This window comes from Micromonospora sp. ATA51 (genome assembly GCF_016802855.1).
Taxonomy (GTDB): domain Bacteria; phylum Actinomycetota; class Actinomycetes; order Mycobacteriales; family Micromonosporaceae; genus Micromonospora; species Micromonospora sicca.
The window spans coordinates 12,501-26,582 of record NZ_JAEVHJ010000019.1; the positions used below are offsets into that span (position 1 = coordinate 12,501).

General features: G+C 72.3%; 10 protein-coding genes and 3 pseudogenes. 8 read left to right on the forward strand and 5 right to left on the reverse strand.

Going from position 1 to position 14,082, the window contains the following annotated elements:
* Positions 1–15 precede the first annotated feature (15 nt).
* The 6 genes and pseudogenes from JNW87_RS05665 to JNW87_RS05690 all read left to right on the forward strand — a co-directional run bounded on the left by JNW87_RS05665 (position 16) and on the right by JNW87_RS05690 (position 7,261).
* The gene (locus tag JNW87_RS05665) at positions 16–885 is read left to right on the forward strand and encodes an ABC transporter ATP-binding protein (protein ID WP_238453246.1); all 870 of its coding nucleotides are present in this window, start codon (positions 16–18) and stop codon (positions 883–885) included.
* The gene (locus JNW87_RS05670; protein WP_109806052.1) at positions 885–1,832 is read left to right on the forward strand and encodes an ABC transporter substrate-binding protein; all 948 of its coding nucleotides are present in this window, start codon (positions 885–887) and stop codon (positions 1,830–1,832) included. Before JNW87_RS05665 ends, JNW87_RS05670 begins: the two co-directional genes overlap by 1 nt.
* A gap of 239 nt (positions 1,833–2,071) precedes the next feature.
* A complete protein-coding gene (locus JNW87_RS05675; RefSeq protein WP_238453238.1) occupies positions 2,072–3,598 on the forward strand; it encodes an aspartate aminotransferase family protein in 1,527 nt (508 codons plus the stop codon).
* Positions 3,599–3,610: 12 nt separating this feature from the next.
* Positions 3,611–4,903 (forward strand): lysine N(6)-hydroxylase/L-ornithine N(5)-oxygenase family protein, encoded by a 1,293-nt coding sequence (locus JNW87_RS05680; RefSeq protein ID WP_238453239.1) that lies wholly within the window; start codon positions 3,611–3,613, stop codon positions 4,901–4,903.
* A pseudogene (locus tag JNW87_RS05685) lies at positions 4,900–5,474 on the forward strand (GNAT family N-acetyltransferase). The gene JNW87_RS05680 and the pseudogene JNW87_RS05685 overlap by 4 nt, the downstream one beginning before the upstream one ends.
* Positions 5,471–7,261, forward strand: a complete 1,791-nt coding sequence (locus tag JNW87_RS05690) for an IucA/IucC family siderophore biosynthesis protein (RefSeq protein WP_238453240.1) — start codon at positions 5,471–5,473, stop codon at positions 7,259–7,261. The pseudogene JNW87_RS05685 and the gene JNW87_RS05690 overlap by 4 nt, the downstream one beginning before the upstream one ends.
* An 84-nt stretch (positions 7,262–7,345) precedes the next feature.
* Here the strand turns inward: JNW87_RS05690 and JNW87_RS05695 are convergent.
* The 3 genes and pseudogenes from JNW87_RS05695 to trmB all read right to left on the reverse strand — a co-directional run bounded on the left by JNW87_RS05695 (position 7,346) and on the right by trmB (position 11,494).
* Positions 7,346–7,988, reverse strand: a pseudogene (locus JNW87_RS05695) (hypothetical protein).
* 120 nt (positions 7,989–8,108) lie between these two features.
* Positions 8,109–10,621, reverse strand: a pseudogene (locus tag JNW87_RS05700) (DEAD/DEAH box helicase).
* A 135-nt stretch (positions 10,622–10,756) separates the two neighbouring features.
* A complete protein-coding gene (gene trmB / locus JNW87_RS05705; RefSeq protein ID WP_109806058.1) occupies positions 10,757–11,494 on the reverse strand; it encodes a tRNA (guanosine(46)-N7)-methyltransferase TrmB in 738 nt (245 codons plus the stop codon).
* A 130-nt stretch (positions 11,495–11,624) separates the two neighbouring features.
* Here trmB and JNW87_RS05710 point away from each other — a divergent pair, with 130 nt between their 5' ends.
* Both JNW87_RS05710 and JNW87_RS05715 read left to right on the forward strand, forming a co-directional pair.
* Entirely contained in the window at positions 11,625–12,200 is a 576-nt protein-coding gene (locus JNW87_RS05710) for a hypothetical protein (RefSeq protein WP_109806059.1), read from the forward strand.
* A gap of 8 nt (positions 12,201–12,208) precedes the next feature.
* Positions 12,209–12,889: a class F sortase gene (locus JNW87_RS05715; RefSeq protein ID WP_238453241.1), complete on the forward strand. Its 681-nt coding sequence runs from the start codon at positions 12,209–12,211 to the stop codon at positions 12,887–12,889.
* Positions 12,890–12,948: 59 nt separating this feature from the next.
* Here JNW87_RS05715 and JNW87_RS05720 read toward each other — a convergent pair whose 3' ends face one another.
* Together JNW87_RS05720 and JNW87_RS05725 are read right to left on the reverse strand one after the other, a co-directional pair.
* A complete protein-coding gene (locus JNW87_RS05720; protein WP_146231327.1) occupies positions 12,949–13,401 on the reverse strand; it encodes a hypothetical protein in 453 nt (150 codons plus the stop codon).
* A 28-nt stretch (positions 13,402–13,429) separates the two neighbouring features.
* Positions 13,430–13,654 (reverse strand): GntR family transcriptional regulator, encoded by a 225-nt coding sequence (locus tag JNW87_RS05725; protein WP_109806062.1) that lies wholly within the window; start codon positions 13,652–13,654, stop codon positions 13,430–13,432.
* Between the last annotated feature and the right edge of the window lie 428 nt (positions 13,655–14,082).

Consider the following 14,082-nt stretch of genomic DNA (forward strand, 5'->3'; position numbering starts at 1 on the left):
GACACCCCTGGCCCGATGCTCTCGACCCGCGACGTGACCGTCGGCTACGACGAGCGGACCGTGCTGGACGGGCTCGACGTGGACCTGCCCACCGACGCCTTCACCGTCATCGTCGGGCCGAACGCCTGCGGCAAGTCCACCCTGCTGCGCACCATGGCCCGGCTGCTCACCCCGCGCCGCGGCACGGTGCTGCTGGACGGTACGGCGATCCGCGACCTGCCCACCCGCGAGGTGGCCCGCCGCCTCGGCGTGCTGCCGCAGAGCCCGCTGGTGCCCGAGGGGGTCACCGTGGCGGACCTGGTCGGCCGGGGCCGGCAGCCGTACCAGCGGTGGTGGCGGCAGTGGTCGGAGCAGGACTCGGCCGCCGTCGACCGGGCGATGGCCCAGGCCGACGTCGCGGGGCTCGCCGACCGGCCGGTGGACACCCTCTCCGGCGGGCAGCGGCAGCGGGTCTGGATCGCGATGACCCTCGCCCAGGACACCGAGGCGCTGCTGCTGGACGAGCCGACCACCTTCCTCGACCTGGCCCACCAGGTGGAGGTGCTGGATTTGCTGCACCGGCTGCGCGCCGAACGCGGCCGGACCGTGGTCGCCGTGCTGCACGACCTCAACCAGGCCGCCCGGTACGCCGACCACCTGATCGCCATGCGCGAGGGCAGCGTGGTCGCGGCCGGCCCGCCGCGCGAGATCCTCACCGCGGACCTGGTCCGCGACGTCTTCGGGCTCGACTGCGTGGTCGTGCCCTGCCCGGTGACCGGCGCGCCGCTCGTGGTGCCCGGCCTCACCAGCCCGTCCCTGGCGCGCCCGACCGCTCCGGCGGCGCGCCCCTCCGTCGCCGACGCGGACCTGCCGCGCGTCGACTCGTACCCTTCGAAAGGAATCTGATGCGTCGTCTCGCCGCCGCCCTCACCGTGGCCGTCGCCCTCGGCGTGGGCCTGACCGCCTGCGGGGAGAGTGATCCGGTCGCCGGCACCGCCACCGGGGAGACCCGGGAGATCACCCACGCCATGGGCACCACCAAGGTCCCGGCGGACCCGAAGCGGGTCGTGGTCCTCGACACCGACAAGATCGACACGGCGCTCTCCTTGGGCGTCACGCCGGTCGGCGCCGCCACCGCCGGTGAGGCGAAGAGCTGGCCGACCTACTTCGGCGCCGAGAAGCTGGCCGGAATCAAGGAGGTCGGGGTGCTCACCGAGCCCGACCTGGAGGCGATCACCGCGCTGAAGCCGGACCTCATCCTGGGCAGCAAGTTCCGCCAGGAGAAGTTCTACGACGAGCTGAGCGCGATCGCCCCGACCGTCTTCACCGAGAAGGTCGGCATCACCTGGAAGGAGAACCTGCTCCTCGACGGCAAGGCCCTCGGCCGGGAGCAGCAGGCCAAGGACCTGCTGAGCACGTACGAGAAGCGGGCGAAGGACTTCGGCGCGAAGCTCGGCGACGCCGCGTCGCGGGAGGTCTCCATCGTGCGCTTCATCCCGGGCAACATCCGGGTGTACGGCCCGGACTCGTTCTCCGGGATCGTCGTCGGCGACACCGGGCTGGGTCGCCCGGCCCGGCAGCGGCTCGACGGCAAGGAGGACAAGCGCTTCGACCTGGTCAGCCCGGAGCGGGTCAACGAGGTCGACGGTGACGTGATCTTCGTGACCGCGTACGGCGAGAAGGCCGCCGCCGAGCAGGCCAAGGTCACCGGCGGCACCCTCTGGCAGGGTCTGTCGGCGGTGAAGGCCGGCAAGGCCCACGTGGTCTCCGACGAGGTCTGGATGACCGGCATCGGCGTCGGCGCCGCCAACAAGATCCTCGACGACCTGGAGAAGTACCTGGCCGCCGCCTGATCCCGTTCCACCGTCCGCGCCCGTCCGGCCCTGTGCCGGGCGGGCGCGTTCGCATGTCCGGGCCCGGCCTGCCGGCGTGATGGTCGCCGACGGCCGACTGTGGACTCGCCGGACGGCGGTGCGTTGACTTGTACTTAGGTTAGGGTAACCTAACTTCACTCGATCAACGCCGGACCGCCGGGGATCGCGCGTCGCCGCGACCGTCCCTTCGGGTCCGCCTCCGACCATTGAGGACCGCCATGAGTCTGCCCGGAGCAACCGTTCAGGCCCCCTCGACCGGCGCCGGCCGGGACCACCTGTTCACCGCCGGCTCGCTGGAGCGCTACCGCCGGGTGCTGGCCGACGGGATCGGCCGGGTGGCCGACCGGGTGGCCACCGTCGACCGGCCCTGCACCGGCGTCACCCCGCAGCACCTGGCCCCGCGCGTCCGGGGCATCGACCTGGACCGGCCGCTCGGCGACACCGGGGCGGCGCTCGACGAGCTCCACGACGTCTACCTGCGCGACGCGGTGTTCTTCCACCACTCCCGCTACCTGGCCCACCTGAACTGCCCGGTGGTGATCCCCGCGCTGCTCGGCGAGGCGGTGCTCAGCGCGGTGAACTCCTCGATGGACACCTGGGACCAGAGCGCCGGCGCCACCCTCATCGAACGCCGGCTGATCGACTGGACGGCCGAGCGGATCGGGCTCGGGCCCGCCGCCGACGGGGTGTTCACCAGCGGCGGCACCCAGTCGAACCTGCAGGCGCTGCTGCTGGCCCGGGAGGAGGCCTGGGCGCGGGCCGGCGCCCGGCCGTCCCGCCCCGAACTGCTGTCCCGGCTGCGGCTGATCACCTCGGCGGCCGGCCACTTCAGCGTGCAGAAGGCGGCGAAGCTGCTCGGCCTCGACGCCGACGCGGTGCTCACCGTGGGCACCGACACCGACCGGCGGATGCGCGCCGACGAACTGGCCCGGGAGATCGACTGCTGCCGGCGGGACGGGCTGCGGGTGATGGCCGTGGTGGCCACCGCCGGCACCACCGACTTCGGCACCATCGACCCGCTGCCGCGGATCGCCGACATCTGTGCCGCCGCCGGCGTGTGGCTGCACGTCGACGCCGCGTACGGCTGTGGGCTGCTGGTCTCGCCGACCCGGCGGAACCTGCTGGACGGCATCGAGCGGGCGGACTCGGTGACCGTCGACTACCACAAGTCGTTCTTCCAGCCGGTCAGCTCCAGCGCCGTGCTGGTCCGCGACCGCCGGGTGCTGCGGCACGTCACCTGGCACGCCGACTACCTCAACCCGGCCCGGGCGGTCGAGCAGCACATCCCCAACCAGGTCGACAAGAGCATCCAGACCACCCGCCGCTTCGACGCGCTGAAGCTCTGGCTGACCCTGCGCGTGATGGGGCCGGACGCCGTCGGCGCGCTCTTCGACGAGGTGGTCGACCGGGCCGCGGACGCCTGGCGGCTGCTCACCGGTGATCCCCGCTTCGAGGTGGTGACCCGGTCGCCGTTGAGCACCGTGGTGTTCCGCTGGCGGCCCGCCGGCGTCGCGCCGCACCTGGTCGACGACGCCAACCTGTACGCCCGCGAGGCGTTGGCGGCCTCCGGCGCGGCCCTCGTCGCGGGCACCCGGGTCGACGGCGCGCACCACCTGAAGCTCACCCTGCTCAATCCGGAGACCACGGTGGCCGACCTCGCCCACGTCCTCGACCTGATCGCCGGACACGCCGGTGGGTACGTGCGCAGCCGCACGGCCGGCGACCTGTCCTGCCCCGTGGGCTGAGCGGGAGAACACATGTCGACCCACGACTTCATCGCCGTCGGGCTGGGCCCGTACAACCTCGGGCTGGCCTGCCTGACCGCACCGATCCGCGACCTCGACGGTCTCTTCCTCGAGGCGCGCGACGACTTCGACTGGCACCCGGGCATGCTGCTGGAGTCCACCCGCCTGCAGACCCCGTTCCTCGCCGACCTGGTCACCCTCGCCGACCCCACCTCGCCGTACTCGTTCCTCAACTACCTGAAGGAGTCCGGCCGGCTCTACCCGTTCTACATCCGGGAGAGCTTCTTCCCGCTGCGCAGCGAGTACAACGACTACTGCCGGTGGGCCGCGGCGAAGCTGCCGAGCGTCCGCTTCGGTCACGAGGTGACCGCCGTGGAGTACGACCCGGCCGACGAGCGGTACGTCGTGCACTGCGCCGCGGCGGGCGGGCGGGTGACCCACCGGGCCCGGCACCTGGTGCTCGGCACCGGCACCCCGCCGTACCTGCCGCCGCCCTGCCGGGGGCTGGGCGGCGACGCGATCCACAACGCGCGGTACCGGGAGCACCGCGCCGCGTTGCGCGCCAAGCGGAGCGTCACCGTGGTGGGCAGCGGGCAGAGCGCCGCCGAGATCTACCACGACCTGCTCGCCGACATCGACACCTACGGCTACCAGCTCAACTGGGTCACCCGCTCGCCGCGGTTCTTCCCGCTGGAGTACACCAAGCTCACCCTGGAGCTGACCTCACCGGACTACGTGGACTACTTCCACGCCCTGCCGGAGGCCACCCGCTACCGGCTGGAGGCGGAGCAGAAGGGGCTGTTCAAGGGGATCGACGCCGACCTGATCAACGGCATCTTCGACCTGCTGTACGCCAGGAGCGTCGCCGCTCCGCTGCCGACCCGGCTGATGACCAACACGGAGCTGACCGCCGCCGGGTACGACGCGGCGGACGGGACGTACACCCTGGGGCTGCGCAACGTCGAGCAGGGCCGGGACTTCGCCCTCACCACCGAGGGGCTGGTGCTGGCCACCGGCTACCGGTACCGGGTGCCCGGCTTCCTCGAGCCGATCCGGGACCGGATCCGCTGGGACGACCACGGACGGTTCGAGGTCGCCCGCAACTACAGCATCGACCACAGCGGCCGGGGGATCTTCCTGCAGAACGCGGCCACCCACGCCCACAGCGTCACCTCGCCGGACCTGGGGATGGGCGCGTACCGCAACTCGTGGATCATCCGGGAGCTGACCGGGCGCGAGCACTACCCGATCGAGGGGCGGATCGCCTTCCAGGAATTCGGCGCCCCGGCGGGGGTCGCGTCATGACCGGGACGGTCTACCGCCGGGTCGCCCCGCGCCTCGGCGAGTTCACGCTCCGCCGGGTCGATCCGGACACCGACGCCGCGCTGCTGCACGGCTGGGTCACCCACCCCAGGTCGCGTTCTGGCTGATGCAGGACGCCGACGTGACCCGGGTGGCGCAGGAGTACCGGCGGATCGCCGCACACCCGCACCACGACGCGTACCTGGGGTCGTGGCGGGGCCGGCCGGCTTTCCTCGCCGAGCGGTACGACCCCGCCCACGTCGACCTCGTCGGCCGGTACGACGCCGCCGAGGGCGACGTCGGCATGCACTTCCTCTGCGCGCCCCCGGACAGCCCCGTGCACGGGTTCACCCGGGCGGTGATCACCACGGTGCTGGCCTGGCTCTTCGCCGACCCGGGCACCCGTCGGGTGGTGGTCGAACCCGACGTGCGCAACACGGCGGTGCACGCGCTCAACGCGGCCGTCGGCTTCACCGTCGTCCGACCGCTCACCCTGCCCGGGAAGACCGCCCTGCTCAGCGTCTGCACCCGCGAGCAGTTCCGGACCGCCACCGAAGGAGCCGTGCCCGCGTGACCCCCGCCGCCTCCGTGCCCCACCTGACCCCGCAGCGCTGGGCCGCCGCCAACCGGCTGCTGGTCCGCAAGGCCCTCGCCGAGTTCGCCCACGAGCGCCTGATCACCCCGGAGCCGCAGGGCGGCGACCGTTACCTGGTGCGGGCCGACGACGGCGCGGTGGAGTACCGCTTCGCCGCCCGGGTGCTGGCCCTCGACCACTGGCAGCTCGACCCGGCCGGCATCACCCGGCACGCCGGCGGCCGGGAACTGCCGCTGGACGCCGTCGACCTCTGCCTCGAGCTGCGCGGCGCGCTCGGCCTCACCGACGCCGTCCTGCCCGTCTACCTGGAGGAGATCACCTCCACCCTGGCCGGCGCCGCGTACAAGCTCGGCCGGCCGGAGGTGAGCGCGGTCGACCTGGTCCGGGCGGACTTCCAATGGATCGAGACGGCGATGACCGAGGGGCATCCCTGCTTCGTGGCCAACAACGGCCGGCTCGGTTTCGGGGTGCACGAGTACCACCGGTACGCCCCGGAGGCCGGGCGGCCGGTCCGGCTGGTCTGGCTGGCCGCGCACCGCGACCACACCACCTTCACCTGCGCGGACGATCTGGACTACGACACCCTGGTCCGCGCCGAGTTGGGCGAGGACGCCCTCGCCGGCTTCGCCCGTACCCTCACCGGGCTCGGCCTCGACCCGGCCGGGTACCTGCTGCTCCCGGTGCACCCGTGGCAGTGGTGGAACAAGCTGGCCGTCACCTTCGCCGGCGAGGTCGCCCGGCGCCGCCTGGTGCCGCTCGGCGAGGGGCCGGACGAGTACCTCGCGCAGCAGTCGATCCGCACCCTCTTCAACGTCACCGACCCGGGCCGGCACTACGTGAAGACCGCCCTGTCGGTGCTCAACATGGGCTTCATGCGCGGGCTCTCCGCCGCGTACATGGAGCACACCCCGGCCATCAACGACTGGCTCGCGGGCCTCGTCGCCGCCGACCCGGTGTTCCGGCGGGCCCGGCTGTCGATCCTCCGCGAGCGGGCGGCGATCGGCTACCGGCACCGGCAGTACGAGGCGGCGACCGACCGGCACTCCCCGTACCGGAAGATGCTCGCCGCGCTCTGGCGGGAGAGCCCGGTGCCCGGGCTGGAGCCGGGCCGGCGGCTGGCCACCATGGCGTCGCTGCTGCACGTCGACCGCGCGGGGCGGTCGTTCGCCGGCGCGCTGATCGCCGAGTCCGGGCTCGCGCCCGCGGCCTGGCTGCGCCGCTACCTCGACGCCTACCTGGTCCCGCTGCTGCACAGCCTGTACGCGTACGACCTGGCGTTCATGCCGCACGGCGAGAACGTCATCCTTGTCCTGCACGACGGGGCGGTGGAGCGGGTGATCTTCAAGGACATTGCCGAGGAGATCGTGGTGATGGACCCGGACGCCGACCTGCCCCCGCCGGTACGCCGGATCCGGGTCGCCGTCCCGGAGCAGGACAAGATCCTGTCGATCTTCACCGACGTGTTCGACTGCTTCCTGCGGCACCTCAACGCGATCCTGGCCACCGAGGAAATCCTCGACGAGGAGACGTTCTGGCGGACGGTGGTCGGGTGCGTCGCGGACTACGCCGACAGCGTCCCGCACCTGGCCGACCGGCTCCACCGCCACGACCTGTTCGCGCCGGAGTTCGCGCTGTCCTGTCTCAACCGGCTGCAGCTGCGCGACAACCAGCAGATGCTCGACCTGGCCGACCCGTCCGGGTCGCCGCAGTTCGTCGGGACGCTGGCCAACCCGCTCGCCCGCTTCGCCCCGGACCGGGTCGGCTGAGCCGGCGGCGGGTGCCCACAGGCGGATGCCCGGAGCGAGCGCTCCTCTCTCCGGGCATCCGTCCGTGGGCCGGCGTGGTGGGGGTCAGGCGGCGGTGGACCAGATGGCACGGAACGCGGCGGCTCGCCGGCCAGCCACTGCTCGACCTGCGCGGGCTTGACCGTCTCGGGCATGCGGTGGGCCTCGCCGCGGCGGACGTCGACGAGGACCGGCTCGGCGTGCGGGAGGACCGCGTCCATGTGCCGGGCCATCAGGTGCAGGGTGGCGAGGGTCGCCTCCTCGCTGGGCGGCGCCTCGTCGAAGTGCAGGCGGACCGCCTCGGCGCGGCCGTCGGCGTACCGGACGCCGAAGTGGGGGTTGATCTTTACGGGCAGGTCGCCGAGCATCGCCAGGGCGTCCCGGGTCTGGGCGAGGTCGACGCCGGCCGGCTCACCGAGCGACTGGAGCCAGGCGGTCGCCCCGGGGACGAGCGCCTGGTAGAGCGGGCGCCAGCGGGGCTTGACCAGATCGGGCACCTGGGCCAGGTGCGTGCCGCCGGTGTGGAACGCGATGTCGGCCTTGAGCGCCTTGACGAACTGGCCGTGCGGGTTGAACCCGTGCCGGCTCGCGCGTGCTTGCGCAGGCCGCCGACGAAGGTGGCCTTGGTGGGCCCGGTGCGGTCCACGTACCGGGTGAAGCCGAGGAGGGTGGCGTACGGCGTCAGGGGGGTGGAGATGGGCGCGGTCACGAGCATCCTCCCAGGTCAGGAACTCGATTAGTACATACATTCTAATCGACGGGCCTGACATCGCCCAGGGTAGAAAAGGGGCCGTCCGGACGCACCGGACGGCCCCTCGGAGAGAAATTCCTACAGCTGCTCGACGGCGGTGATCCGGACGACCGCGGCGCCCACCTCGTCGGAGGCGGCCAGGTCGACCTCGGCGCTGATGCCCCAGTCGTGGTCGCCCTCCGGGTCGTCGAGGATCTGCCGGACGGTCCAGCGGTCCCGACCCTGCTCGATCATGAGCACGCCGGCCCGCGCGCGTCCGGGCCCACCCCGATTGAGTCGTACGAGTCGAAGTACGGCTCCAGCGCGTCCGCCCAGGCGTCGGCGCCCCAGCCGTCCCCGGCGTCGAGCTCGCCGAGCAGGTCCCAGCGGCGCAGGGCGGCCAGCTCGACCCGGCGGAACAGCGCGTTGCGCACCAGCACCCGGAACGCCCGCGCGTTGCGGGTCACGGCTGGCGGCCGGTCGTCCAGGGCCGCGTGGGCCTGGGCCACCTCCGCCACGTCCGACGGGTTGCGCAGCCGCTCCCACTCGTCGATCAGGCTGGAGTCGACCTGGCGGACCAGCTCGCCCAGCCACTCGATGAGGTCGACCAGCTCCTCGGTCTTGGCGTCCTCGGGCACGGTCTGCCGCAGCGTCTTGTACGCGTCGGCGAGGTACCGCAGCACCAGGCCCTCGGAGCGGGACAGCCCGTAGAAGCTGACGTACTCGGTGAAGGTCATCGCCCGCTCGTACATGTCCCGCACCACGGACTTGGGGGAGAGCTGGTGGTCGGCCACCCAGGGGTGCCCCTGCCGGTACATCTCGTAGGCGCCGTCCAGCAGCTCCGCGAGCGGCTTGGGCCAGGTCACCTCGTCGAGCAGCTCGAGGCGGGCCTCGTACTCGATGCCCTCGGCCTTCATCGCGGCGACCGCCTCGCCGCGCGCCTTGAACTGCTGCGCGGAGAGCACCTGGCGCGGGTCGTCGAGGATCGACTCGATGACGGAGAGCACGTCGAGGGCGTACGACGGCGACTCCTGGTCCAGCAGCTCGATCGTCGCGAGGGCGAGCGGGGAGAGCGGCTGGTTGAGCGCGAAGTCGAGCTGGAGGTCGACGGTGAGCCGGACCCGCCGGCCCTGCTCGTCCGGCTCGGACAGCTCCTCGACCACGCCGCCGGCCCGCAGCGCCCGGTAGATGGCGATGGCCCGCCGGATGTGCCTCCGCTGGGCGGCCCGGTCCTCGTGGTTGTCGGTGAGCAGGTGCCGCATCGAGGCGAACGCGTCGCCGGGCCGGCCGATCACGTTGAGCAGCATCGAGTGGCTGACCTGGAAGCTGGAGGTCAGCGGCTCCGGCTCGGCCTCGACCAGGCGCTGGAAGGTCGGCTCGCCCCAGCCGATCGAACCCTCCGGCGGCTTCTTCTTGACCACCTTGCGGCGCTTCTTCGGGTCGTCGCCGGCCTTGGCGAGCGCCTTCTCGTTCTCGATGACGTGCTCGGGGGCCTGCACCACGACCCGGCCGAGGGTGTCGAACCCGGCCCGCCCGGCCCGCCCGGCGATCTGGTGGAACTCGCGGGCCTTGAGCAGCCGGGTCCGGGTCCCGTCGTACTTGGACAGGCCGGTGAAGAGCACGGTGCGGATCGGCACGTTGATGCCGACGCCGAGGGTGTCGGTGCCGCAGATGACCTTGAGCAGGCCGGCCTGGGCGAGGGTCTCCACCAGGCGGCGGTACTTGGGCAGCATGCCGGCGTGGTGCACGCCGATGCCGTGCCGGACCAGCCGGGACAGGGCCTTGCCGAAGCCGGAGGTGAACCGGAAGTTCCCGATGGCCTGCGCGATCATGTCCTTCTCGGCGCGGGTGCAGACGTTGACGCTCATCAGCGCCTGCGCGCGTTCCAGCGCGGCGGCCTGGGTGAAGTGCACGACGTACACCGGGGCCTGCTTGGTCTGGAGCAGTTCCTCCAGGGTCTCGTGCAGCGGGGTCATCGCGTACGAGAACAGCAGCGGGACGGGCCGCTCGGCCGTGCGGACGACGGCGGTCGGCCGGCCGGTGCGCCGGGTCAGGTCGTCGACGAACCGGGTGGTGTCGCCGAGCGTGGCGGACATCAGCACGAACTGCGCCTGCGGCAGTTCGATGATCGGCACCTGCCAGGCCCAGCCCCGGTCCGGCTCGGCGTAGAAGTGGAACTCGTCCATGATCACCTGGCCGACGTCGGCCCGGGCGCCCTCGCGCAACGCGAGGTTGGCCAGGATCTCCGCGGTGCAGCAGATGATCGGGGCGTCGGCGTTGACGCTGGCGTCGCCGGTGAGCATGCCGACGTTCTCCGCGCCGAAGACCTCGCAGAGCGCGAAGAACTTCTCCGACACCAGGGCCTTGATCGGGGCGGTGTAGAAGGTGGTGCGGTTGTCGGCCAGGGCGGCGAAGTGGGCGGCGATCGCGACCAGGCTCTTGCCCGAGCCGGTCGGCGTGTTCATGATCAGGTTCGCGCCGGAGACGATCTCGATGACCGCCTCCTCCTGATGGGGGTAGAGGTCGAGGCCGCGCTCCTTCGCCCAGCCGGCGAACGCGTCGAAGAGGGTGTCGGGGTCGGCGCTTCGAGGCAGCGCGGCAGTGAGCGTCATAGCGCCCCCCATGGTGCCCGGATCATGGGCCGCCGCGCCAACCGGGGCGTCCGCGACGCCCGCCGGGCGCGCGGTCCGTCCCGCGCGTCCCGATCCCGCCGGGGCGTGGACCACCCGAGAGGTACGCCCGCGGGGTCAGCCCCGGGCGGGCGTGGGCGTGGCGGCGACCCGGCGGTGGATCAGGTCGAAGATCGGGCGGCCGGCGGTGAGGGCTCGGCGCTCGAACTTGGTCACCGGGCGGTGGGCGGGGCGCGGGGCGAAGTCGCCGTGGACGTCGACCAGCTCCGGGTCGGCGGTCAGCGTCTCCCGCATCGACTCGGCGTACTCGGCCCAGTCGGTGGCGCAGTGCAGCGTCCCGCCGGGGGCCAGCCGGGAGCGCAGCAGCGCCACGTGGCCGGGCTGGATCAGCCGGCGCTTGTGGTGCCGGGACTTCGGCCACGGGTCGGGGAAGAAGACGTGCACCGCGTCGAGCGAGCCCTCCGGCAGCGCCCGGACCAGGTCCAACGCGTCGCCCCGGGCCACCCGGACGTTGCCCAGCGCGTGCCGTTCCGCCAGGTCGAGGAGGTTGGCGATTCCGGGCGTGTGCACCTCGACCGCCAGATAGTGTCGGTCCGGGTCGGCCGCCGCCATCGCGCCGGTGGCGTCGCCCATGCCGGAACCGATCTCCAGCACCAGCGGGGCCCGCCGGCCGAACAGGGCCGCCGGATCGAACGGCCCGTCGAGGTCGGCGATGTCCAGGCCGTACGCCGGCCAGAGCCGGTCCAGCGCGTCGACCTGGCGGCCGCTCATCCGCCCCCGGCGGGGATGGAAGGTCCGGATCCTTGCGGCGTGCGCGGGCGGGGCGGCGGCGGGGTTCTGGTCGGTGGAGGTCACAGCGACCCGAGCGTACGCGACGGTTGCCGCGTATCGGATGTGATGTACGCCCGAGGGTGAGACGATTCATCCCGTACGGCATAACGGGCGGACCGTTGCCCGGTACCGCCCTACGGCGCCGGGAGGGGTCATGGTGTCAGTCACGCGCCGCGCGGCGCTGGTGATCGCGGCCGCCGCGTTCGCCGCCCCGCTGGTCGGGGCGGTCCCCGCCCTGGCCGCCCCGGTCCCCGTCGCCGAGCCGGCCCCCGGCCAGCCGGGGCAGTCGCAGCCGCCGCCCGAGGACGTGATCTTCGTCGAGGTCACCCCGAGCACCGTGGAGCCCGGATTCCTGGTCGGCATCCGGGCGAGCTGCCGGGACAACTCGGTGCCGGCGACCGTGGTGTCGGACGCCTTCGGCCGGGTGCAGGTGCAGCCGCAGCGCGGGCTGCTGACCGCCTCGCCGATGGTCCGGGAGCGCACCCGTCCCGGCAACTACCGGGTCAAGCTGGAGTGCCCGGGCGGGCAGACCGCGTCGACGATGCTCCAGGTGGTCAACCGGGTGGCGCCGAGCCGCGGACCGGCGACCGGCTTCGGCGGCACCGCCGGCGGCGGCCGCCTCGGTGGCCTGCTCGTGCCGATGGGACTCGCGCTGACCCTGGCCGGGGCAGCCGTCGGCGTGGTGGCGGCGCGCCGGCCCCGTCCCGTCCGTGGCGCCGCCCGCCGCTGAGTCCCGCCATGGCCTCGCATCCCGCTCCGCAGCCGGCCGCCCGACCCGGCCGGCGCGACCCGCGGGCCGGCCGCAGCCCCTGGTCGGCGCCGCTGGCCGTGGTGCTGGTGCTGATCGGGGTCTTCGCCACCGGGGCGGGGCTCGGCCGCACCGCCGGGCCGTTCGACTGGGCCGACGCCGCGGCGGGGCCCGGGCAGGGCGACCCGCAGCCCGACGGCTGGCTGCCGGCGAGCCGCCCGGTCAGCCTCTCCGTGCCGGCGATCAAGGTCAGCGCGCCGGTGACCCCGGTCGGGCAGGCCCGGGACGGCTCGATCGCCGTGCCGCCGTTGAGCAAGCACAACCAGACCGGCTGGTACGACCGCAGCCCGACGCCCGGCGAGCCGGGCCGGGCGATCATCGTCGGGCACGTGGACACCAAGAGCGGCCCGGCGATCTTCTACCAGCTCGGCAAGCTCAAGCCCGGCGACCGGATCGAGGTCACCCGGTCGGACCGGAGCGTGGTGACCTTCAAGGTCGACACGGTCGAGCACTTCGACAAGGCCAACCTGCCGGCCGACCGGGTGTACGGCGACGACGGCCCGCCGGGGCTGCGCCTGATCACCTGCGGCGGGGAGTGGGTGGGCGGCAGGACCGGCTACGAGGACAACGTGATCGCGTTCGCCTCGCTGGTCGACAGCCGCAAGCCCTGACCGGGCTCAGCCCTTTCCCAGCTGCCGGGACATCCAGGGCCACGACGCGGGAAACAAGATCAACTAGGTCGTCCAGGTTGGGCGGAAGGCTCAACCGGTGTCCGGCCGGAGGAATGGGCTTCTCTGCCTTCGCGGCGACCGGGCGAGGGGGCGAGCGAGCCCATCGCGATCAGCTGCGCAACCACCAACAGCGTGACCGGGACCAGCCACCAGAGCCCGAGGTCGCCGCCGATCGTGACGGTCAGGAGCGCGACACCGACCAGCGCCAGGCCGGCCGAGAGCCAGCCGGTGAGGCCACGCAGGGCCCGTCGGTGACGCCAGATCAACCAGACGGCCGGCAGCCACGCGACCACCGCGATGACCATCCCGACGAAATCCACCAGCGACGGCCCGTGCGTCCGGCTGAACGAGAACAGCCGAGGCCCAGTGTCCGGCATTGCGATCAACAGGCCACCTGCAGCCGAGCCGACCAGCCAGCCGAGCAGGCGGCTGGCTACTGGCGGGCGAGTCATGGCGGCATGATCCCACGCCCGGCGACAACTACTTGGCTTCCGCGACAAAGACACCTTGGCCCTGTTGCCCGTAGATGAGATTGCGAGCGTGCAACTCCTTCACGGCGCGGTACGCGGTTGACCGAGCGACGCTGTAAAGCTCACCGATGTCGGAAACCGAGGGAAGCTGTTGCCCTGGCGCATACTCGCCAGAACGAATCTTGGCCTCGATGTCGTCGGCTACGCGCCGGTAGTGCGGTGGTCTGGTTGGCATGATCGGCTCTCCTGGACTTCAGCGGAGATCATGTTTCCAGCCCGGACCTGATCAGGACAAGCGGACAACCCAGCAAAGTGGAGACAGTGAGAACTTGACTACAGTGAGACAGTGGATACAGTGAGACAGCGATCGGGCGCTCCTGGACTTCAGCACTCCGGGGTTACCGGTCTTTCCGCCCTGGGGGAGCACGACGCACAGACTCTGCCCCCCAGGGTGGGCTACTCGTGACCTCGCGGAAGGGTGCAGACCCATGCCGATGGATGACGGCGACATCACGTCGGCAGACGAACTGTTCGCCATGATGAGGATCATCGACACTCACTGGACTCGGGCGCATGACCAGCCCTGGCGAGTAGGAGGCTGCCTAGAGTGCCGAGATCGGGACAATTGTCCCCAGCTTGATTGGGCGCTAGGTGTCATGGCAG

What these genes read in the sequence shown, in the direction of transcription:
- JNW87_RS05665 (WP_238453246.1), top strand. Translation starts at nt 16, where the DNA reads ATGCTCTCGACCCGCGACGTGACCGTCGGCTACGACGAGCGGACCGTG.
- JNW87_RS05670 (WP_109806052.1), top strand. Translation starts at nt 885, where the DNA reads ATGCGTCGTCTCGCCGCCGCCCTCACCGTGGCCGTCGCCCTCGGCGTG.
- JNW87_RS05675 (WP_238453238.1), top strand. Translation starts at nt 2,072, where the DNA reads ATGAGTCTGCCCGGAGCAACCGTTCAGGCCCCCTCGACCGGCGCCGGC.
- JNW87_RS05680 (WP_238453239.1), top strand. Translation starts at nt 3,611, where the DNA reads ATGTCGACCCACGACTTCATCGCCGTCGGGCTGGGCCCGTACAACCTC.
- JNW87_RS05710 (WP_109806059.1), top strand. Translation starts at nt 11,625, where the DNA reads ATGGTGTCAGTCACGCGCCGCGCGGCGCTGGTGATCGCGGCCGCCGCG.
- JNW87_RS05715 (WP_238453241.1), top strand. Translation starts at nt 12,209, where the DNA reads ATGGCCTCGCATCCCGCTCCGCAGCCGGCCGCCCGACCCGGCCGGCGC.
- JNW87_RS05720 (WP_146231327.1), bottom strand. Translation starts at nt 13,401, where the DNA reads ATGACTCGCCCGCCAGTAGCCAGCCGCCTGCTCGGCTGGCTGGTCGGC.
- JNW87_RS05725 (WP_109806062.1), bottom strand. Translation starts at nt 13,654, where the DNA reads ATGCCAACCAGACCACCGCACTACCGGCGCGTAGCCGACGACATCGAG.